Annotated in this window: 19 protein-coding genes; 11 read left to right on the top strand and 8 right to left on the bottom strand. The window is 63.6% G+C overall.

Annotated features, from left to right (window positions below):
• Nucleotides 1-258: 258 nt before the first annotated feature.
• The 5 genes from PCE31107_RS03660 (at nt 259) to PCE31107_RS03640 (ending at nt 5,707) form a co-directional block, all read left to right on the top strand.
• A complete protein-coding gene (locus PCE31107_RS03660) occupies nt 259-1,965 on the top strand; it encodes a lactate permease LctP family transporter (RefSeq protein WP_150606573.1) in 1,707 nt (568 codons plus the stop codon).
• 79 nt (nt 1,966-2,044) lie between these two features.
• Nucleotides 2,045-2,827 carry a (Fe-S)-binding protein gene (locus PCE31107_RS03655; protein ID WP_017232548.1) on the top strand — a complete coding sequence of 261 codons (783 nt, stop codon included), beginning with the start codon at nt 2,045-2,047 and terminating at the stop codon, nt 2,825-2,827.
• Complete coding sequence (locus tag PCE31107_RS03650) at nt 2,824-4,233, top strand: lactate utilization protein B (RefSeq protein ID WP_150606571.1); 1,410 nt, start codon at nt 2,824-2,826, stop codon at nt 4,231-4,233. Before PCE31107_RS03655 ends, PCE31107_RS03650 begins: the two co-directional genes overlap by 4 nt.
• Nucleotides 4,230-4,859 (top strand): LutC/YkgG family protein, encoded by a 630-nt coding sequence (locus PCE31107_RS03645; RefSeq protein ID WP_150606569.1) that lies wholly within the window; start codon nt 4,230-4,232, stop codon nt 4,857-4,859. Before PCE31107_RS03650 ends, PCE31107_RS03645 begins: the two co-directional genes overlap by 4 nt.
• A 140-nt stretch (nt 4,860-4,999) precedes the next feature.
• A complete protein-coding gene (locus tag PCE31107_RS03640; protein WP_246181696.1) occupies nt 5,000-5,707 on the top strand; it encodes an OmpW/AlkL family protein in 708 nt (235 codons plus the stop codon).
• 175 nt (nt 5,708-5,882) lie between these two features.
• Here PCE31107_RS03640 and PCE31107_RS03635 read toward each other — a convergent pair whose 3' ends face one another.
• Nucleotides 5,883-6,455 (bottom strand): cytochrome b, encoded by a 573-nt coding sequence (locus PCE31107_RS03635; RefSeq protein ID WP_130024846.1) that lies wholly within the window; start codon nt 6,453-6,455, stop codon nt 5,883-5,885.
• Nucleotides 6,456-7,045: 590 nt separating this feature from the next.
• Here PCE31107_RS03635 and PCE31107_RS03630 point away from each other — a divergent pair.
• Together PCE31107_RS03630 and PCE31107_RS03625 are read left to right on the top strand one after the other, a co-directional pair.
• The gene (locus tag PCE31107_RS03630) at nt 7,046-7,879 is read left to right on the top strand and encodes an aldo/keto reductase (protein WP_150606565.1); all 834 of its coding nucleotides are present in this window, start codon (nt 7,046-7,048) and stop codon (nt 7,877-7,879) included.
• Nucleotides 7,880-7,964: 85 nt separating this feature from the next.
• A complete protein-coding gene (locus tag PCE31107_RS03625) occupies nt 7,965-9,233 on the top strand; it encodes an NAD(P)/FAD-dependent oxidoreductase (protein WP_130024844.1) in 1,269 nt (422 codons plus the stop codon).
• A gap of 82 nt (nt 9,234-9,315) precedes the next feature.
• Here PCE31107_RS03625 and PCE31107_RS03620 read toward each other — a convergent pair whose 3' ends face one another.
• Nucleotides 9,316-10,317, bottom strand: a complete 1,002-nt coding sequence (locus tag PCE31107_RS03620) for an LLM class flavin-dependent oxidoreductase (RefSeq protein WP_150562338.1) — start codon at nt 10,315-10,317, stop codon at nt 9,316-9,318.
• 162 nt (nt 10,318-10,479) lie between these two features.
• On the opposite strand from PCE31107_RS03620, the gene PCE31107_RS03615 reads away from it, so the two are divergent.
• Entirely contained in the window at nt 10,480-10,896 is a 417-nt protein-coding gene (locus PCE31107_RS03615; RefSeq protein WP_130024842.1) for a winged helix-turn-helix transcriptional regulator, read from the top strand.
• Nucleotides 10,897-10,899: 3 nt separating this feature from the next.
• Here PCE31107_RS03615 and PCE31107_RS03610 read toward each other — a convergent pair whose 3' ends face one another.
• The 4 genes from PCE31107_RS03610 to PCE31107_RS03595 form a co-directional block, all read right to left on the bottom strand.
• The gene (locus PCE31107_RS03610) at nt 10,900-11,883 is read right to left on the bottom strand and encodes a M14 family metallopeptidase (RefSeq protein ID WP_150606563.1); all 984 of its coding nucleotides are present in this window, start codon (nt 11,881-11,883) and stop codon (nt 10,900-10,902) included.
• A gap of 141 nt (nt 11,884-12,024) precedes the next feature.
• Nucleotides 12,025-13,344, bottom strand: coding sequence for an MFS transporter (locus PCE31107_RS03605; RefSeq protein ID WP_150606561.1), 1,320 nt, complete (start codon nt 13,342-13,344; stop codon nt 12,025-12,027).
• A gap of 291 nt (nt 13,345-13,635) precedes the next feature.
• On the bottom strand, nt 13,636-14,556 hold the full coding sequence (locus tag PCE31107_RS03600; RefSeq protein WP_150606559.1) for an alpha/beta fold hydrolase: 921 nt from the start codon (nt 14,554-14,556) through the stop codon (nt 13,636-13,638).
• Nucleotides 14,557-14,787: 231 nt separating this feature from the next.
• Entirely contained in the window at nt 14,788-15,321 is a 534-nt protein-coding gene (locus PCE31107_RS03595) for a MarR family winged helix-turn-helix transcriptional regulator (protein ID WP_246181695.1), read from the bottom strand.
• A gap of 235 nt (nt 15,322-15,556) precedes the next feature.
• Here PCE31107_RS03595 and PCE31107_RS03590 point away from each other — a divergent pair, with 235 nt between their 5' ends.
• Nucleotides 15,557-16,711 (top strand): M20 aminoacylase family protein, encoded by a 1,155-nt coding sequence (locus tag PCE31107_RS03590; protein WP_246181694.1) that lies wholly within the window; start codon nt 15,557-15,559, stop codon nt 16,709-16,711.
• A gap of 40 nt (nt 16,712-16,751) precedes the next feature.
• Nucleotides 16,752-18,068: an MFS transporter gene (locus PCE31107_RS03585; RefSeq protein ID WP_150606557.1), complete on the top strand. Its 1,317-nt coding sequence runs from the start codon at nt 16,752-16,754 to the stop codon at nt 18,066-18,068.
• Between the two features lie 58 nt (nt 18,069-18,126).
• On the opposite strand, the gene PCE31107_RS03580 is transcribed toward PCE31107_RS03585, so the two are convergent.
• Nucleotides 18,127-18,444, bottom strand: coding sequence for a DUF190 domain-containing protein (locus tag PCE31107_RS03580; protein ID WP_130024837.1), 318 nt, complete (start codon nt 18,442-18,444; stop codon nt 18,127-18,129).
• 421 nt (nt 18,445-18,865) lie between these two features.
• Between PCE31107_RS03580 and PCE31107_RS03575 the strand changes: the two genes are divergently transcribed.
• Nucleotides 18,866-19,429 carry a hypothetical protein gene (locus PCE31107_RS03575; RefSeq protein ID WP_150606555.1) on the top strand — a complete coding sequence of 188 codons (564 nt, stop codon included), beginning with the start codon at nt 18,866-18,868 and terminating at the stop codon, nt 19,427-19,429.
• Between the two features lie 108 nt (nt 19,430-19,537).
• On the opposite strand, the gene PCE31107_RS03570 is transcribed toward PCE31107_RS03575, so the two are convergent.
• Nucleotides 19,538-19,978: a RidA family protein gene (locus PCE31107_RS03570; protein ID WP_130024835.1), complete on the bottom strand. Its 441-nt coding sequence runs from the start codon at nt 19,976-19,978 to the stop codon at nt 19,538-19,540.
• Nucleotides 19,979-20,021 lie beyond the last annotated feature (43 nt).

Raw genomic sequence — 20,021 nt, 5'->3', positions numbered from 1 at the left:
CACGAGCACTTCAATGCCTCGGCGTGCGTCGTCGGCGCGTGTTTTGCCTATGCCGCGATTTTGCCCTGTCGGCTCGCATTCACAGCAACTGGTACGACCAGTTTGCCCGAACGTTTCACGGGTGTCGATCATCGCGTCAGCCGGACGACACGTCCGTGCCAACCGTCGTGCCAACCGCCATTCAGACGCGGCCGCGCGCACGGCGACACCGCCTGACCAAGCCTTATAGCAATCGATCACCAAATCGAGGAGACGCAAGTGGAAGTGTGGGTACAGAACTACGTGCCGGGTGGCACGCTATGGATCGCGGCGCTCATGGCCGCGCTACCGATCATCGTATTCTTTGTCGCCCTGGCGGGACTGCGCATGAAAGCGCATGTCGCGGGCGCGCTGACCGTCGGGATCGCATTGATCATCGCCGTCGCTTACTTCGGCATGCCGGCCAGAATGGCCGCCATGTCCGCCGTGTATGGCTTCGCTTACGGTCTGTGGCCCATCGCCTGGATCATCATCACTGCGGTCTTTCTTTATCGTGTGGTCGTCAAGACCGGACAGTTCGACATCATTCGCAGCTCGGTGGTCTCGCTGACCAACGACCAGCGGCTCCAGATGCTGCTGATCGGTTTCTCGTTCGGCGCGTTTCTTGAAGGCGCGGCGGGCTTCGGCGCACCGGTGGCCATCACCGCCGCGCTGCTCGTCGGCCTCGGCTTCGAGCCGCTGCGCGCCGCAGGCCTGTGCCTGATCGCCAACACCGCGCCCGTTGCCTTCGGTGCGATGGGCATTCCGATCATCGTGGCGGGTCAGGTGAGCGGCATCGACGCGTTCCATATCGGCGCGATGGCCGGACGCCAATTGCCGCTGCTCTCCGCCTTCGTCCCGTTCTGGCTCGTGTTCATCATGGACGGCAAGCGTGGCGTCAAGGAAACGTGGCCTGCCGCGCTTGTGGCGGGGGGCAGTTTTGCCGTCGCGCAGTACTTTTCGTCGAACTATATCGGACCGGAACTGCCGGACATCATCTCGTCGCTGTTCTCGCTCGTGTGCCTCGCCAGCTTCCTGAAGGTGTGGCAGCCGAAGACGTCCGCCGCGCGGGCCCGTTCCGGCGTGTCGATGTCGGGCGGCAGCGCAGCGCTGGGTGGGTTCGGTGGCCTTGGCGGCGGATCGGCACACAGCGCGACGGCGTCGCCCTACTCCGCCGGCCAGGTCCTGCGTGCCTGGTCGCCGTTCCTGATCCTGACCGCCATGGTCACGATCTGGAGCCTGCCCGCCTTCAAGGCACTGTTCGCCGCAAAAGGCCCGCTCGCGTGGACCGTGCCGTCGCTGCACGTGGCCGGGCTCGACCGCCTGGTGTCCAAAGCCGCGCCCATCGTCGCCAAGACGACCCCGATGGACGCCATCTTCAAGTGGGATGCCCTCTCGGCGACGGGCACGGCGATCTTCATTGCGGCACTGCTCTCGATGGCCCTGCTGCGCATGAAACCCGTCGACGGTGTGAAAAGCTTTTTCGAAACCGTCATGGCGCTGAAGAAGCCCGTGCTGGCCATCGGTCTCGTGCTGGCGTTTGCATTCGTCATGAACTATTCGGGCATGTCGACGACGCTTGCGCTGTTGCTCGCGCACACGGGCGCGGCGTTCCCGTTCTTCTCGCCGCTGCTCGGTTGGCTGGGGGTGTTCCTGACCGGTTCCGATACGTCGTCCAACGCATTGTTTGCGAGTCTGCAAAGCACCACCGCGCAGCAGATCGGTGTGTCGAACACGCTACTCGTGGCCGCGAACACCACCGGCGGCGTGACCGCCAAGATGATTTCCCCGCAATCGATCGCGGTGGCTTGCGCGGCCACCGGCCTGATCGGCAAGGAAGCCGATCTGTTCCGCTTCACCGTCTGGCACAGCCTGATGTTCGTCTTGCTCGCCGGTGTGATGACGCTGGTGCAGGCTTACTGGCTCACGGGGATGTTGGTGCATTGAGTCGGCCGTCGTTGTAGACACTCGCCGCGGCGCCGATCGTGCGCCACGGCGAGTGTGTCGTCCCCTGTTGGAGAACCCCATGAAAGCGGCCTTGTTCGTCCCCTGTTTCATCGATGCCCTGTTTCCCGAAGTCGGCATCGCCACGCTGGAGTTGCTGGAGAAACTCGGCGTGAGCGTCGATTACCCGCGCCGTCAGACCTGTTGTGGACAGCCTTTGGCCAACAACGGCTGCGAAGCCGACGCCGCGGGCGCCGAGTCGCTCTTTGTCGACAACTTCGCCGGTTACGACTACATCGTGGCGCCGTCGTCGAGTTGCGTGCATCACGTGCGCAAGCACCTGAGCGCAGCGGGCGAGTCGGAGCGCACGGCCGCCGTTCGCGCCAACACCTACGAACTCACCGAGTTTCTCCACGATGTGCTCAAGGTCCGCCACTTTCCGTGGGCCGAGTTTGCGTACACCGTCGGGCTGCATAACAGTTGCAGCGCCATCCGCCACCTGCATGCGGCGTCTGCCAGCGAGATTCCCGGCGAGCCATGGTCGAAGGCCCGCACGCTGCTCGACGGCGTGCGCGGCATCCGCTTCGCGGCGCCGCGTCGTCCCGACGAATGCTGCGGCTTCGGCGGCACGTTCTCCGTGTCCGAGCAGGCCGTCTCGGTCAAGATGGGGCAGGACAAGGTACAGGACCACCTCGACGCTGGCGCGCAGTTCATCGTCTCCGCCGACATGTCTTGCCTGATGCATCAGAAAGGTTGCGCGGCACGCGCGCAGACACCGATGCGCTTCCTGCATATCGCTCAAGTCCTCAATGGCGTTGACCTCGACACCCTCGCGCCGGCGGCGCATGCGCAGGTGACGGCATGAGCCGGGCCGAGCGCGTGAATCACGCCAGACAGGCCGAGGCATTTCTCGCGAAAACCGCGCACGTGGCATTTCACGACAAGCGCCTGTGGGACCTGCGCATGAAGCGCGACGCGCAGGCCGCCTCCATTGGCGAGTGGGAAACGCTGCGCACGCTCGCGTCGCAGATCAAGGAACACACGCTCTCGCGATTGGGCGACTACCTCGACCAATTCTCGACACAAGCCGAAGCCAATGGCGTGAAGGTTCATTGGGCGCTCGACGCCGCTGCGCACAATGCCATCGTCCACGGCATTCTCGCGGCGCATGGCGTCAAGACACTCGTCAAGAGCAAGTCGATGCTCACCGACGAATGCGAATTGCGCGAGTATCTCGAACCGCGCGGCGTCGAAGTCATGGAGACCGATCTTGGCGAGCGCATTCAGCAGCTCGACAAGCAGCCGCCGTCGCATGTGGTCGTGCCTGCGGTGCACAAGCTGCGGGGCGACGTCGCAAAGCTGTTCGGCCGCACGCTCGGCACCGATCCCGACAACGACGACGTGCACTATCTGGCCGAGAGTCAGCGTCAGACCACGCGTCCGGCGTTTCTCGAAGCGGGCGCCGGCATGACCGGCTGCAACTTCGCCGTCGCGGAAACGGGCACGGTCGTGGTGTGCACCAACGAGGGCAATGCCGATCTGTCGGCCAACGTACCGCCGGTGCACATCGTGTCCATCGGCATCGAAAAGCTGATTCCGCGCACGGCCGACCTCGGCGTGTTCATTCGCTTGTTGTCGCGCAGTGCCCTCGGGTCGCCCATCACCCAATACACGTCGCACTTTCGCGCGCCGCGTCCGGGTACGGAGATGCACTTCGTCATCGTCGACAACGGCCGCTCGGCGCGTCTCGCGATGGACGACTTCTGGTACTCACTCAAATGCATTCGCTGCGGGGCCTGCATGAATACGTGTCCGGTCTACCGACGCAGCAGTGGCCTGTCGTACGGCAGCACTTATGCAGGGCCGATCGGCGCCATTCTCAATCCCGCCTCCGACCTCAAGCGCTACAGCGCGCTGCCGTTCGCATCGACGATGAATGGCAGCTGCACCAACGTCTGCCCGGTGCGCATCAATATTCACGAGCAGTTGTACAAGTGGCGACAGATCGTGGCGCAGGAAGGTGAATTGCCCCGCGTCAAGCGCAGCCTGATCAAGGTCGCCGGCAAGCTGCTCGCCAATCCGGTGCTGTATCGCACATCGATCAAATCGATGAACGTCGCCCTGCACCGACTGCCGAACCTGGTGCTCTACAACCCCCTCAACACGTGGGGCAAGGGGCGCGACCTGCCCGACGCCCCCACCCAGACCTTCCGCGACTGGTACGACGCCCATCGAACATCGCGCGACACGACAGGCAAGGAGACGCCATGAGCACGTCCCGCAATGAATTTCTCGTGCGCGTGCGCGCCGCGCAGCGCGTGTCGCTGCGTGATGACGAACGGACTGTCGACGGGGCGTACGAACCGTTTCCCTTGCCCGTACTGCCTGTCTTCGAGACACCCGAGGGCGACCGGTGCGAGCGCTTCGGCCTGAACCTTGTTGCGATGGGCGGCAAACTCGCGACGCTCGACCACGCGCATGAACTGCCCGCGTGGCTTGCCGAGCGGTTTCCCGGCGTGACGCCCGTCACCGCGACAGCGCAAGCCACTACGGCGGCACCGCTCGACCTCACGCGCGCGCCGGCGTCGCTGCATGACGTCGACGTCGCCATCGTGCGTGCGCGCTTCGGCGTCGCGGAGACCGGCTCCGTCTGGCTCTCCGAGCAGGAGTACGGAGTGAACGCGCTCGGCTATCTCGTGCAGCATCTCGTGGTGTTGCTCGACCCACGCGACATCGTCGATGGCCTGCAGGACATCTATCGATTGCCAGACTTTGCGTCGGCGCGTTACGCGGTCCTCGTCACCGGACCGTCCGCAACGGCCGATATCGAAGGCGTGCTGATTCAAGGTGCCCAGGGCGTGCGTTCCCTCACGGTCGTGTTGCTGCCTCGCGACTGATTGCGTCCCAACGCCGCTCGGCGCCGCGACGCTTTGTCGCACAGCGCCCGTGCGTTCTCCCGCACTTGACGCGCATCAAGTTCGCCACGGGAGGCGGCTTCTACCATCGGTCGGGCTCACTCACGACTATGGAAACCACCATGAAGCTCTCTCTTGGCGCTACGGCCATCGCCGCAGCATTCGCCAGCTGTGCCGCCGTCTTCAGCCCATTCGCGGCGGCACAGGCAACGTCACAAACGACCGACACCCTCCCGGTCGAGTCAGCCAAACCCTTCGGCTTCATCAAAGACAGCTCGCAAGGGATTTACGCCGGCGACATCCTCGCACGCGTTCGCGTCATCGGCATTTTGCCGGACTCGCATGCAAGCGGCAGCGTGTTGCCAACACTGGGGGTGAGCGTGAACAACGCCATCGTGCCGGAGCTGGATTTCAGCTACATGATTCTCGACAACGTCGGTGTTGAACTGATTCTTGGCATGTCACGTCATCAACTGACGTCCAGCATCGGGAACCTCGGCAGCGTGAACGTATTGCCGCCGACGCTGCTGCTTCAATACCACTTCAATCACGCGGGCAAGGTACGACCGTACGTTGGCGCAGGCGTCAACTACTCGCGCTTCTGGAACAGCAACCTGCACGCGGGCGGCACGCCGATCTCGATCACGAACCACAGCGTCGGGCCGGCGCTTCAAGCGGGCGTGGACGTTCAAATGACCAAGCATCTGTTCGTCAACATCGATATCAAGAAGCTCTGGATGAAGACGGATACCGCGCTTGGCGGCACCGACCTGGGTACGCTCCACATCGATCCGTTGATCGTTGGCGTGGGGCTGGGCGTGACGTTCTGATACCCCGGCGGGCGCGCAAGAGAAACGTTCGGGCCACACGCCGAAACGCGAGGGCCATTACAAACGGCCAGCGCGCTCGCCCATGCCTTGCTGGGCAGCACCGCACCCGCACACACGCGGCGCCCGGGGAGGCGCCGCGCAATGTCCCCTAAGAGCGGGTGACGGCAAATCCCTTTTAAAGCATGCGTCGCAACGTATCGTCGCGACGGAAGTAGTGGTGCCACAGCGCCGCCAACGCATGGAACCCGATCACCCAATAGAACGCGTTGCCGATCGTCTCGTGAATCTCCTTGATCGAGCGGCCCGTCTGTTCGTCTTTCGCAATGAACTGCGGCAGCGCGATATCCAGCCCCGGAATCGTGAGCGGATGCCCCTGGGCATTGAGCGTCAGATAGCCCAGCACCGGCTGCGCAAACATGAACAGATAGAGCAGCAGATGCGCGGCAGACGACCCGGCTCGCGCCCACCACGCTTGGCCTGGCAGCGCCGCCGGCGCGCCCTTGATCAATCGAATGAGCAAGCGCGGCACAGCCAGCACCAACACCGCGAGCGCGGCCCATTCGTGGATCGTGAGTGATAACGCACGTGGCGCACTCCCTCTCGGCAAATAGCCTTTGATGATGACGGCGGCATAGGCGATCACAATCAGCAATGCGATCACCCAGTGAAAGAAAACCGAGGGCGGCGCGTACCGCTCACCGGGCAAGAGCGATGAACCGCGCGAGCGGAACTTGATCGTGTTATCCATCTGGGGAGTTCCTCAAGATTGGGGTCCCCCATTATCGCGTTCGTCCCGCGACAAGAAAAGATCGCCAATTGTCACATTTGTTACCCAACGTTCCCCCAGACATTCGGAATCCTCCTTCCCATAGGCAGATCGACTATGCCGACAATACGTCTGAAGCGCGCCCCCACTCGATGTTCGCGCCGCGCTGCGATGAACCTCCTTGGCCGACGCACGCTCGGTCGGCCTTTAAGCCCCGCTCGCGGGGCTTTCTTTTTGCCCGGAACGCTCGCCCCCTATTCTTACGAACCCTTCTGTCCTCACAGGTCCGATGCACACGACGGGAGCCATCACCGAGCCGTCTCGCTGCGGAGCAACAATCGCCATGTACATCGGTGAAATGAGCTTATCGCGGCAGTGCGACGATAGGGCTGTGAACTATCCGAGAGAATCGGTGCACAAATGCAAAAGCGGCAATTTCCGAACGATGCTTCAGGCGAGTCCGAGTCAAACGATCGGACGACACCGCAAAGTGTTGCGTGAAGCCCTCACGGCACTGGTCATCGCTCGACTTGCCGGCCGATAATGGTGACCAGGATTACGGAGGACAGACCATGCGAAAAATCGCGCTGCCCCAGGGCGACACCGTGCCGGTACTCGGCCAGGGCACTTGGATGATGGGCGAGAAACCGGAGCGGCGTCGCGAGGAGATCGCGGCGTTGCAACTGGGCGTCTCGCTGGGCATGACGCTCGTCGACACGGCCGAAATGTATGGTGAAGGGGCGACTGAGCGTCTAGTGGGCGAAGCGCTAGACGGACTGCGCGATGAAGTATTTCTCGTGAGCAAGGTCTACCCGCACAATGCCTCGCGACGTGGCGTGATCGCCGCTTGCGAGCGGAGTCTGGAACGCCTGCGCACCGATCGCCTCGACCTCTACCTGCTGCACTGGCGCGGCGACGTCCCGCTCGAAGACACGATTGCCGGCTTCGAAGCATTGCGTGAAGCGGGCAAGATCCGGCACTGGGGCGTGAGCAATTTCGATACGGACGACATGGAAGACTTGTTCGAACTGCCCGGCGGCGACCAGTGTGCGACCGATCAGGTGCTGTACAACCTTTCGCGGCGCGGTCCCGAGTATGACCTTGTCCCGTGGCTGGCGGCGCGCGGTCTGCCGATGATGGCGTATTCGCCGATCGAACAGGGACGGCTGCCGGCAAAAGGCGCACTCGGCGACATCGCCGCCGCGCGCCATGTCGCACCGCTGCAGGTTGCGCTTGCCTGGGTGCTGAGCCGCCCGGGCGCCGTCGCCATTCCCAAGGCGAGCACGGACGCTCACGTACGCGCCAATCGTGCTGCCCATGACATCGATCTGACGGCCGAGGAACTATTACGACTCGATCATCAGTTCGAAGCGCCGTCGCGAAAGCGTCCGTTGGAAATGATCTGAACTCACGCCTGAATTTTTAAGGCGTTCAGGGGTACGTACTTAACCCGGTACACTAGGTGCTTTCGTGCTTTCGCAGGGCGGCTTCATGAATGATTCACGTCCCGTCGTCGTTATCGGGGGCGGTTTGGTCGGCGTATGTACGGCCGCGTATCTTCAACGCGCCGGACACGCGGTGGTGATCGTCGACCGGCAATCGGCACGCCAGGCGGCGTCGCTTGGCAATGCGGGCTGCATCAATGGCTCGTCGGTCGTGCCCATCGCCATGCCCGGCGTGCTGTGGCAGGTACCCGGCTGGTTGATGCAACCGGATGGTCCGTTGGTGCTGCGTTGGGGGTACCTTCCGCGCATGGTGCCATGGCTGATGCGCTTCGTCGCCGCCAGTCAGCCCGCACGTGTCACCGCGCAGGCGCGCGCGTTGCGCGCACTGCTCGGCCCTGCGCTCGACGCCTATCAACCGTTGCTTGACGATGCGGGCGCAAACGATCTCGTCACGCGTCGCGGCTATCTCATCGCCTATTCCAGTCAGAAGGGTATGACGGGCGACGAAGGCGGAATGGCGCTGCGCCGCGACAACGGCGTGCACATCGAAACGCTGGATGCGAGCGCATTGCGCGAGTTCGAGCCCACGCTATCGCATGACTTCGTCGGTGCCCGCTACATCGGCGAGACCGGCCACACGCCTGATCCCGGCGCGCTGTTGGCGCGCTTGACGGCGCAAGTGGTCGCGCGGGGCGGGCGCGTTGTCGATGCTGCCGCCACCGCCATCGAGACCAATGGCGCGCAGGCCGTGGCCGTGCACACCGACCGGGGCCGCGAAGGCGCAAGCGCCGTGGTGATCGCGGCCGGTGCATGGTCCGCACCGCTCGTGCGCCAATTGGGCGACACCGTTGTCTTCGACACCGAGCGCGGCTATCACGTGGAAATTCCGACGCCGCACGAGATGCCCTCACGTCCCGTCATGTGGGCTGAAGGCAAGCTGTTCGCCACACCGATGAACGGCCGTCTTCGCGGTGCGGGCACGGTCGAACTGGCCGGTCTGCAAGCCTCACCGAACTGGCGGCGCGCCGATCTGCTGCTCAATCAGTTGCACAAGATGTTCCCCGGCGCAGTGAACGGGACGAAGCCGACACAATCGGTCGACGGTGCGCGCTGGCAAGGATTCCGACCGAGCACGCCCGATTCGCTGCCGGTACTGGGCGCGGCGTCGAAGGTGCCGAACGCTTTCTATGCATTCGGCCATGGCCACGTAGGTCTGACCGCCGCCGCCTCGACGGGACGCACGATTGCAGCGCTGGTGTCCGGCGAGCGGCCCGCCATCGACCTCTCGCCCTTCTCCATCGGCCGCTTTCGCTGACGGGGCAGGATCAGGCGGAGGACAGCGGGCGTGATCGTTGCCCCCCCCTCCTTCGCCAATCCTCACGACGCGCTGCGTATCGTCATGACTTGCAGACGGACGCGACGATATCGCACGAGCGCAGGCGCAGCGCGGGATCGTAGATGTCGGTGACGAGCATCAGCTCGTCGGCCTGCGTGCGCTCGACCAGATCGGACAGACCAGCCCGCACCCGCTCGGGGCCACCCACCACGGCCACGCCGAGGAACGCTTCCACCGAGTGCCGTTCGGCCGGATCCCAGCGCGCGTCCATATCGTTCACGGGCGGCTGTAATTTCAGGCTTTGCCCGCGCATGAGCGCCAAAATCTTCTGCTGCGCGGACGTTGCGAGAAATGCCGCTTCCTCGTCCGTGGGCGCGGCCACGACTGGCACGCCCACCATCACGTAGGGCTTATCCAACGCTGCCGAGGGACGGAATCGCTCGCGGTAAAGCCGAAGTGCGTCGAACAAAAACCGCGGGGCGAAGTGCGACGCGAACGCATACGGTAGCCCCAAATGCGCCGCGAGTTGCGCGGAAAACAACGACGAGCCCAGCAACCACACCGGAATATCGCTGCCCGCGCCGGGCGTTGCGACAAGTCGCTGTCCGGGCTGCGCGGGCGCAAGCAGCGCGCGCAATTCGGCGACCTGCTCGGGGAAATCGTCGCCATCGGACAATCGGTCGCGACGCAGCGCGCGCATGGTGGCCTGGTCTGCACCAGGTGCGCGCCCCAAGCCCAGATCGACACGTCCCGGATACAGCGCGGCGAGCGTGCCAAAGTTCTCGGCAACGACCAACGGCGGGTGGTTCGGCAACATCACACCGCCCGACCCCACCCTAATACGCGACGTCTTGCCCGCAACGTGACCGATCAACAGCGCCGTCGCCGAACTCGCGATGCCGTCCATGTTGTGGTGTTCGGCCAGCCAGAACCGCGTGAAGCCCAAGCGTTCAACGTGCTGCGCCAGTTCCGTGGATTGTTTCAGGGCATCGGCCACCGTGCCGCCGGCACGCACCGGCACCAGGTCCAGCATCGAGAGGGCCGTCTTCGACAAACTGCTCATGGGAGTCTCCAGGTTCCTGCGCGCGCCCACCCCGCATGTCGATCCGCAAGCTTCCTGGCTTCCTCACACCGGATGACGCGCACTATCGCCACAAAGTATAGTGACGAAGGTCCCAAATCCCCAGTAGGCACCTTTCAGTTGAATAGTCACCCATTGGTAACCATGAACAAACCAGCCCCGTTCGTTTTCGAGGAAACCTGCGTGCCGCGCCGCGTGCTGGAGCTCTTCAGCGTGAAGTGGACGAGCATGGTGTTATACGCGTTGCAGTGCGGCACGACACGCACGGGGGAACTCCAGCGCCGCTTGCCGGGGATTTCCAAGAAGATGCTCACGCAGACGTTGCGCGAACTCGAACGCGACGGTCTGATTCACCGCGAGGTGTTTGCCGTCGTGCCGCCCAAGGTGGAGTATTCGCTGACGCCGCTGGGTGAATTGTTCATCGAGCCCATCGAGATGCTCTACCGCTGGGGCAATCAGCACGCCGACGTACTCGCCCAACTGAGCCTGCGCCGCGGCAAGCGGGCGCAGGCTGGCGATTCCGGCGATTCCGGCTTCGCTACCGACACGACGATCCCATAGGCATCAACGATCCAGTAACCGTCCCAGACGCATCATCGTGACATTCACACCAAGGTGCCGCATCGACGGTTGCACGATGACGCAGTTGTCATAGGGGGTGACGATCACCTCGTCGCCATCGCGGGCGATCTCGGTGCCGGCCTTCTCGATCACCTCGAGCCCCGTGAACGGCTGCGAGAAGCGGAAGTCCATCGAGCGTGCCACGACTGGCTGTGTGATCTCCACGAACTTCTGGCGACCGGGACGCATCTGCGTCAGGTACGGCGCCATATCGGCCTCGGCCACGACGCCCGCGTGAATCAGGAAACGCGCCGCGCAATCGAGCGCGACATCGCGGGCGCTCCCCGCGAAATGCTGACCGGTTTCGATCAGCAGTGCGTTCTTCGGGCTGGCCGGGTCGCCGAAGCCGCCGTAATCGCGCATGCGCGTGCCATTGGCGTGCCCCTTGTCGACGATGACGTGCTCGGGCGTGCCGAGTTCTGCAGCAAGGGCAATCGCCTTTTCCAGCGGGCCAGTCATCATCAACGGCGCGGACGCCTCATGCATCGAGTGGATGTCGAGCAGCAGATCGACCGTGTCGATGAACGGACGCATCGCACGGGCACGCGCGAGCTCGCGGCTCTGACGCGCTCCGTCGAGCGTCGATGCGGTCCAGACGCGGTTCATGTCTTCGTCGAGGAAGCGGGTGGCGTCGGCGTTCTCCGCGCTGAATAGCTCGTACGCACCGATATTGCCGAAGCCGAGCGACAGACGGCCCGCCGTGGGACGCACACCGGCGGCAAGCAACGTATCGACCGCGATGGCGCCGCTCACTTCGTTGCCGTGCGTGAGCGCGAGAATCATCACGTGCTTGCCGGGCTTGCCGCTGTCGAACGAATGTAGGTAGTCGATGCCAGTGTTGCCCTCGCGCCAGCGGGCGATGTCGGGGAACGAGACTTCGATGGGGTACGCCGGCAGGGCGGCGCGGATCGCTTCAAGCGTGGTCATGAAAATGCTCCACAGAGGATGCCGCGAACGACGACGTCTCGGCAGGGAATGGCGAACGACGTCGTTGCGGCGGGATTCAGTTCATCGGACGATGGCGCCGGTGCAGAAGGTGCATCGCATGCCGATCGTCCGGGGCGTCGATCAAATCTTGGATACGCGGGGCGAGCCGTGCATCATGCCGGCGATCTTGCCGGCGCGCACTCGGCGGCCAAGCGATATCACTGCGGTAACGCTGAGTACGGCGGTCGCCATCACATAGAAACTCGGCGCAAGCTTGTTATGCGTGGCATCGATGAGCCAGGTCACGATGAGCGGCGCAAACCCGCCGAACAACGTCACCGAGAAGTTATACGACAGCGCCAACCCCGTGCCGCGCGTGCTCGTCGGGAAGATGTCCGCCAGCAGGGCGGGCAGCGGCGCGAGACTCACGGCGATGAGCAGACCCACGAGCGCCTGCACCATGAGCAGCGTCTGGAAGGTCGGATACTTGTTGAGCAACACGAACAAGGGGTACGTCGTGAGGCCCACGAGAATGAGTGCCCAGAGCATTACGCGAATGCGGCCGAAGCGATCCGAAAGGTGGCCCACGACCGGGGCGGCGATCATCAACATCACGCCGGTGACGACCGCGCCGATGAACGACGACGTCGCCGGAATATGCAGTTGCTTGACGGCATACGTCGGCATGTAAAGCTTGTGGACGTAGTTGAACGCCGTGGCGGCCGCGACAACCCCCGCGCCGAGCAACATGTTGGCGCGATCACGACCGAAGACTTCGCGCAGCGGCGACGTTTCGCGTTGCTTTTGACCGAGCTTCTTGAAGTCGGCGGTCTCGTCGATGTTGCGGCGGATGTAGAGACCGACCGGGCCGATGAGCAGGCCCACGGCGAAAGCGATACGCCATCCCCATGCGCTCAGTTGGTCGGCCGTGAGCAGTAGGCTCAGCAGCGCGGACACGCCGGCGGCGAGCACGGTGGCAAGACCTTGCGTCGACATCTGCCAGCTCGCAAAGAAGCCACGACGCTTCGCGTCGGCATGTTCGACCATGAAGGCCGTGGCGGCGCCGAACTCGCCGCCCGTCGAGAAGCCTTGCAACATGCGGGCGACGATGATCAGGAGCGGCGAGAAGATGCCGATCTGCGCATACGTCGGGGCGAATGCGATCATGGCAGTGCCGAGCATCATCAGGGCGATGGATACCGTGAGCGACGCTTTGCGGCCGGCACGGTCAGCGTAGCTGCCCAGAACGATCGAGCCCAGGGGACGCGTCACGAAGGAGATGCCGAAGGTGCCGACGGAGAGCAGCAGCGAGGTCGTCGGGTCGTGCGAGGGGAAGAACAACTGCCCGATCACGATGGCGAAGTAGCCATAGATCAGCAGATCGTAAAACTCAAGTGCATTACCGATGCTCGCGGCGCAAATTTCGCGCCACGGGTTGTGGGGTTTGGCGTTGTGGGTCATGCCCGGCTCCTCTGGATCGCTGGCGTTGGGGATAGGTGTGCGGCGACCGTGCACCACGCCACGAAGGCGCGCCAAGGCCACCAGCCAGTCTCAGGAAGCGGAGTGTAGGCGGCAGAAAAAAAGGCTTCGTGCCGATTCGGCACGCACGGGTGCTGATTGAGGAATCGGGGGGTGCGCTTGTGACACGACACCGGCCGCCCCGCCGCTGGACCCCAACGGCCGGGGTAACGTCAACGTCGCACCGGATCCGGCGTTGCCGCCCCATCGATCAACAGGCCGTGGGCATCGCCATCACTGGAGGAACTGAACGATGGCCGCCACCGTCGCGTTCGGCTGCTCTTCCATGAGCCAGTGGCCCGCGCCCGGGATCACGACCCCCTGCACATTGCCGGCGGCCCCACGCGCCACCGTTTCCATCATGGGGCCGAAGGATTTCTCGCCACCGATAGCGAGTACCGGCATCGGCAACGGACCTTTGGCGAGGAAGGCCTTGTTATCGATGGCGTCCTGGTCGAAAGCGTGGAACTGCTCGAAGCCGGAATGCATGGCACCTGGCAAGGCGTACAACTTGGCGTAGTGCCGCCGCGATGCCTCGTCGAAGTTTTTCGGATTCGCCGAGAAATCGTTCCAGAAGCGATCCAGGTAGATGCGCTCGCGGCCTTTCACCAGCCGCTCCATGTCGGGCCCACCAAATCGGAAGTGCCACAGCAGCGGACTCTTCAGGATTTCCTCCCACGGGCCGACGCCGGGTATCGGGGCATCCATCAACACGAGCTTGGACACGCGCTCGGGCTGCTCGGCCGCGAAGGCGTAAGCGACCATGTTGCCGATGTCATGGGCGACCACGTCGACCTTGCCAATCTGGAGCGTGTCCAGAACACCGGCGATATCGCGCGCTTCATTCTTCTTGTCATAGCCGGTCGCGGGGTGGTCGGAAAGCCCCATGCCCCGCAGATCCGGCACCACCACCGTGTGAGTGGCAGCCAGCTTCGCGGCGAGCGGCGCCCACATGTCGCCGGTCTCACCGTAGCCATGCAGCAACACCACGGCAGGCCCATGGCCGCCAACGCGAACGTAAATCCTTGCGCCGTTGGTCGTAATGGTCCGCGTCTTGAAACTCGCCGGAAATGGCACGACTGCGGAGAAGGCGGGGACGACAGGCAAGACGTACAGCGAGGCAAGCAACAACAGAAAAGAGAGCATCTTTCGCATTTCTAACCTCCGAGGGTTGAGAAAACCGATCCACAACGCCACCGTTGGCGCCATCGATCGCTACCGCGAACCACGTGCTTCGTTACCGCGTCGTACCCGTGCTGGTTGTCTCCATGAAAGAATCGGCGCCGATGCGAACACCCTCTATCCCCATGACGCGCTACGCTCTAGAACGTTCATGGGCTGTCGTGTCGCGCCGAACCGACGACCTCGCCCGCGCGTCCGCGACGTTCACCCCGGCGCCTTTCCTGCCTTCTGAAACGCATCGACCAGCTTGTCGACAATGCTATTGAGTTGCCCACGCTCGTCGGCACTGAGCATCGACAGCATTTCCGTCTCCATCGACTGCCCGAGCTCGTCGCTGGACACGCGCAAGCGCTTGCCGGCCGCCGTCGGCCACAGTTGAAAGTGACGCGCGTCGTCGGGATGGATCGAGCGCCGAATCAGCTTGCGTTGAATCAGGTCCGCAATCAGCTTCGAGAGCAACGTCTTCTCGATGAGCGTCTGCGCATTGAGCGCGCTCGCGGTAATCCCGGGTGCGTCGCAGATCACGCGCAGCACGCGCAATGAACGCACATCGAGCCCGAACGCGGGGCGGTACTCGGCGTTGGCACGGCTGATCATCTCGCTTTTGATCAGGTCCAGCTTGAACGTCAAATAATAGGCCACGCCACCGGCCGTGCCGCCTTCGGCTTTGGCCTTGTCGTCTTTGCCACGGCCCTCCGGTCCTTCGTCATGCCCCACCGGTGACGTTCCTGCTCGCATGTGCTGCCGCCCTGTCTGAAGTCTGCATCCCATCGAAGCGCGTTGCGCCGGCCTAGCCTCGCCCGCAGCCGCTTCGCCACGGACGATGATAGCTCAGCCGGATCGATGGCCGACAACATCCGGGTAATTCATTAGTTGAAATATTCAACTAATGAATTACCCTTCGACCAGAAGCATTCGTCCGGGCTGCCCCTGGACACCCCCCACACTCACTCATGGAAAAGAGGTCGGCGCAATGCAGACGGATGACGAATTGAGCAATCTTGGTGAACAGATGCGCACGTGGCGCAGGGACATCCACCAGCATCCGGAGTTGGGCTTTCACGAGCATCGCACGGCCGGCCTGGTGGCAAGACTGCTCGCCGACTGGGCCATCGACATCGAGACCGGTATCGCCGGCACCGGCGTTGTCGGCACGATCCGCGGCACGCGCGGCGAAGGGCCGTCGATCGGCCTGCGCGCCGACATGGACGCGCTGCCGATGAGCGAAAAAGGCACCGCCGCGCACCGCTCGACGCACGACAACGTGTTCCACGGCTGTGGCCACGACGGCCACACCGCCATCCTGCTCGGCGTCGCCAGACACTTGTCCCGGAATCGCGATTTCCGGGGCACCGTCCATTTGATCTTCCAGCCGGCCGAGGAAACGCTGCGCGGCGGCTCGGCCATGATCGACGAGGGCCTGTTCGAGCGCTTCCATTGCGACGAAATCTACGCATTGCACAACAACAATGCCCTGCCGGCCGGCAAGGTCGGCGTGCGCCGCGGCGCCATTCTGTCGGCATGCGACCTGTTCCGCATCACCATCCAGGGCATCGGCAGTCACGCGGCGATGCCGCACAAGTCGATCGATCCACTGATCGTCGGCACCACGCTTGTGCAGTCTATCCAGAGCATCGCGAGTCGCAACATCGACCCGCTCGACACCGCCGTGGTGAGTGTGTGCAAGTTCCTGTCGGGTACGGCGATCAACGTCATCCCCGACACCGCCGTGCTCGAAGGCACCGTACGCACGCTGTCAGTCAAAGCCCAGGACATCACGCTGGCGCGACTGCGCACGATCTGCGAGGGCGCCGCGACGATGTATGGCTGTGAAGTCACCTTCGAGCATCTGCAGACCTCGCCGCCGACCGTCAACACGCCCACCGAAACCGATCATGTGCGACGTGCGGCCGAGCGCGTGCTCGGTGCGGACAACGTGATCGTCGACGTCGCCCCGCTGATGGCCTCGGAAGACTTCGCCTTCATGTTGCAACAGCGCCCGGGCTCGTACTTCTTCCTCGGTCACGACGGCCTCACCTGTCACCACCCCGAATTCGATTTCGACGACGATACGGCGCCCACTGGCGTGGCCGTGTTCCTCGAAATTGTCCGGCAACGGCTTGGCTAAGCCTGCCTCATTCCCAACAAACGATCAGAGAGAAACCGCAATGAACGAAAACCCGACGCCGTCGCCGGCGATGGTGCGCAAAGTCGTCATCGCCTCGGTACTCGGCAATGCCTTCGAATGGTTCGACTTCGCGATCTACGGCCTGTTCGCCGTGATGATCGCAAAGCTGTTCTTCCCGAGCGGTAACGAGTTCGCGTCAATGCTGCTCACACTCGCGACGTTCGGCGTCGGCTTCGCGGTACGGCCGCTCGGCGGCGTACTGCTCGGCCTCTATGGCGACCGGGTCGGCCGCAAGAAAGCGCTGTCGCTGACGATCGTGCTGATGGCGGTCGGCACCGGCATGATCGGCATCTTGCCGACGCATGAGGCTATCGGCATTGCGGCGCCGATGCTGATGGTGCTTGCGCGGCTGATCCAGGGCTTCTCGGTCGGCGGCGAGTTCAGTGGCGCGACCACGATGCTGGTGGAGTTCGCCCCCGCGAATCGCCGCGGCTTTTTCGGCAGCTTCCAGATGTGCTCGCAGGCGCTGGCGTTTTCTCTCGGTGCATTGGTGGCGTATCTGCTCACGGTCAATCTCGCGCCGCACGATCTCGAGTCGTGGGGCTGGCGTCTGCCGTTCCTGCTCGGCATTCTGATCGGGCCGGTCGGCTGGCTGATCCGCTCGAACGTCGACGAATCGCCGGAATTTCTCAATTACGCGAACGATGTGAAACGCGGCAAGATTCAGCGCGTGAACACGCCGCTGCGCACCGTGTTCCGCGACTATCCGCGCGCGGTGCTCGGCACGCTCGGCGTCTCGGTGGTCGGCACCGTGTCGGCCTATGTGTTCGTGTTCTTCCTGCCGATCTTCGCGAAGAAGCAACTGGGCATGTCGGCCGCCGACGTCAACCTGAGCACGTTCATCGCCACCCTGGTCATCCTCGTGTTCTGCCCGCTTGCCGGCTATTTGTCGGATCGCTACGGCCGCAAGGCGGTCCTGCTGCCGGCGATCATCGCGTATGGCGTGGCGTCGTACGTGCTGTTCAAGCACTTCGTCACCCTGCCGAGCCTGGGCTCGCTGCTGGCGGTGCAGATCGGCGTGTCGTTCTTCATGAGCTTCTTCTGGGGTCCGACGCCGATCGTGCTGACCGAGGTCTTTCCGGTCAGCGTGCGCTCGACCGGCGCCGCCGTCACCTACAACCTCGCGGTGCTGGTGTTCGGCGGCCTCGCGCCGTTCCTGAATACGTGGCTCGTGCATGTCACCGGCAGCAATCTCGCACCGATCTACTACGTGCTGACGAGCGTGGTCATCGGGCTGGCCGGTGTGTTGGTGTTGCCGTCGGCCGGGCGTCGCGCCTCAGCGGCGCTTGCGACCTGAGCCGCGTACAACGCACGCGCGAACAGGGCGGTCGGCGGCGTCGCGCCTCCGCCCTGCGCTAACGATCGCCAAGCATGCCGAATTCAATCGGGAAGCGCGTATAGAAGACGTGGACGCGTTGCGCACGAATCACGTCGAGCAGACGTTCGGCTTCCTCGTCCGTGATCGCCAACACGACCTCGATCGGTTGTTCGGCGAGTTCGAAGAATCGGGCGGCATGGCGCTTTCCGACATGATCGATCCCTTCCGTGCCCACGAACAGGGTGGCCCCGCGAATCCCCAGCTGCCGCACTTCGCTCATGATCCATTGAGCGACCGGCTGATGGCCATGGCGGTGATTCTGCTGCGTATAGAAGGTGAGTTGACATCCATGCATGACGACCTCCCCAGGCGCGGCGTTCGCGACGTTCGCGCGCCCCTGACTGGCATACCCTCGCCCGTTGATTTAAATCTAGCACATCGCGCTTCGCCGGGAACGCGACTCGTTCAATGGGCCGACCGATCTCCGGTCCGCTGCGTCGGCAACCGCTGTCACGATCTCGGGACAAACCCCGAGCCGCGTCGTTGCTCCCCACGCCAGCGTCAGGTCTGACGGGCTTGGGCGGCCAGTCCCGGTCTGACGACGATCAACCTTGGTACAAATTGGGGTGGCGGGACGCAAATGACTGACTACACTTCCTAAGTGCGTACGACGCGAAGAGACCACGCAAGACGGTTCGTTATACGAAGGTCGTTGTACGTAAGACAAATTGGGGCTGGCGACGTAGCGTTTCCATTCCTTCACGGGAGGCATGTCCATGACGTGCCTAGGCAAATGGATGATCGGCGCGTGTGTTGTCACGCTAAGCGGCGTGGCGATCGCAGAGGGCGCCAACTCGGGCTCATCCGAACAGATGATGCTGGCCAACGTTGGCCCCGGGCCGCTCCCCATACAAGTGCCGCAACCGCCTCCACCGGTCTCCGTCGCTGCCGTTCCGGCCGTTCGGGTCACCCTTTATCCGTTTGGTCGCGAGGGTCCGGAGCCGACCGCGCAGGCCGACGACAACGCATTCCTCTACACGCGCATCGAAGCGATCAACAGTGCCCCGCCGACGGCGGACAACGGACATGTGGACTGGATCGACACCTCGACCTCGGAACCGGCCGCGCGGCCAACTCACAGCTACCTGAAGATCGGACCTTCCACGGCGCCGCAGTTGTCCCTCGTGCAGTGGGCCAACACCGACGACAAGCTGGGCTCCGACCCAAAGCGCGGACTGTCGCTCAAGACGGAGGACTGGACGTTTTCGGCAAGTGCCCGTGTGCCGCTGCTGCGCTCACACGACTTCGGTGCAACGATTTACGTCAAACGCCGCTTCTGAGTGGGCTTCTGAGTGCGCTTCTGTGCGCTTGACCGCGCTTGGCGCAGCGCGATATCTGGCCGGCGCTTGCACGCCGGCCCGACGTTGTTGTTGCTTCACTTATGCGGCTTATGCCGCCCGTGCCGCTTCTGCCAGCGACGCCGTCGGCTTCACCGCCGTCACATCGATTTCGACCAGCCACTCCGGGCGCGCGAGCGCCTGCACGACGATGCCGGTCGACACCGGAAACACGCCCTTGAGCCAGCGTCCCATGACGTTGTAGACCGCCTCGCGATAGCGCGGATCGACGAGATACACCGTGACCTTGCAGATATCCGCGAGCTGGCTGCCGCACTCGTCGAGCAGCATTGCAACGTTGGCCATGGCCTTTTCGGCTTGCGCGGCAACATCGCCAATGCCAACGGATTCGCGCGTATCGAGATCCTGGCCGATCTGACCACGCAGATAAATGGTGTTGCCGGCGACGACCGCCTGACAGAGGTCATTGTCGAGCTTCTGCTCCGGGTAAGTGTCGCGGGTGTTGAATTTGCGGATTCGGGTGTGCGTCATGATGTCTCGGTATGGAGTCTTGAGGTGGGTGGGCACGGCGCGC

Source organism: Pandoraea cepalis, from assembly GCF_902459625.1.
GTDB lineage: Bacteria > Pseudomonadota > Gammaproteobacteria > Burkholderiales > Burkholderiaceae > Pandoraea > Pandoraea cepalis.
Note: the sequence above shows the minus strand (reverse complement) of the source record. Positions and strands in the feature narration are given on the sequence as shown.

Coding starts and splice junctions, on each gene's coding strand:
- PCE31107_RS03655 (WP_017232548.1), top strand. CDS start 2,045: ATGAAAGCGGCCTTGTTCGTCCCCTGTTTCATCGATGCCCTGTTTCCC.
- PCE31107_RS03650 (WP_150606571.1), top strand. CDS start 2,824: ATGAGCCGGGCCGAGCGCGTGAATCACGCCAGACAGGCCGAGGCATTT.
- PCE31107_RS03645 (WP_150606569.1), top strand. CDS start 4,230: ATGAGCACGTCCCGCAATGAATTTCTCGTGCGCGTGCGCGCCGCGCAG.
- PCE31107_RS03640 (WP_246181696.1), top strand. CDS start 5,000: ATGAAGCTCTCTCTTGGCGCTACGGCCATCGCCGCAGCATTCGCCAGC.
- PCE31107_RS03635 (WP_130024846.1), bottom strand. CDS start 6,455: ATGGATAACACGATCAAGTTCCGCTCGCGCGGTTCATCGCTCTTGCCC.
- PCE31107_RS03630 (WP_150606565.1), top strand. CDS start 7,046: ATGCGAAAAATCGCGCTGCCCCAGGGCGACACCGTGCCGGTACTCGGC.
- PCE31107_RS03625 (WP_130024844.1), top strand. CDS start 7,965: ATGAATGATTCACGTCCCGTCGTCGTTATCGGGGGCGGTTTGGTCGGC.
- PCE31107_RS03620 (WP_150562338.1), bottom strand. CDS start 10,317: ATGAGCAGTTTGTCGAAGACGGCCCTCTCGATGCTGGACCTGGTGCCG.
- PCE31107_RS03615 (WP_130024842.1), top strand. CDS start 10,480: ATGAACAAACCAGCCCCGTTCGTTTTCGAGGAAACCTGCGTGCCGCGC.
- PCE31107_RS03610 (WP_150606563.1), bottom strand. CDS start 11,883: ATGACCACGCTTGAAGCGATCCGCGCCGCCCTGCCGGCGTACCCCATC.
- PCE31107_RS03605 (WP_150606561.1), bottom strand. CDS start 13,344: ATGACCCACAACGCCAAACCCCACAACCCGTGGCGCGAAATTTGCGCC.
- PCE31107_RS03600 (WP_150606559.1), bottom strand. CDS start 14,556: ATGCGAAAGATGCTCTCTTTTCTGTTGTTGCTTGCCTCGCTGTACGTC.
- PCE31107_RS03595 (WP_246181695.1), bottom strand. CDS start 15,321: ATGCGAGCAGGAACGTCACCGGTGGGGCATGACGAAGGACCGGAGGGC.
- PCE31107_RS03590 (WP_246181694.1), top strand. CDS start 15,557: ATGCAGACGGATGACGAATTGAGCAATCTTGGTGAACAGATGCGCACG.
- PCE31107_RS03585 (WP_150606557.1), top strand. CDS start 16,752: ATGAACGAAAACCCGACGCCGTCGCCGGCGATGGTGCGCAAAGTCGTC.
- PCE31107_RS03580 (WP_130024837.1), bottom strand. CDS start 18,444: ATGCATGGATGTCAACTCACCTTCTATACGCAGCAGAATCACCGCCAT.
- PCE31107_RS03575 (WP_150606555.1), top strand. CDS start 18,866: ATGACGTGCCTAGGCAAATGGATGATCGGCGCGTGTGTTGTCACGCTA.
- PCE31107_RS03570 (WP_130024835.1), bottom strand. CDS start 19,978: ATGACGCACACCCGAATCCGCAAATTCAACACCCGCGACACTTACCCG.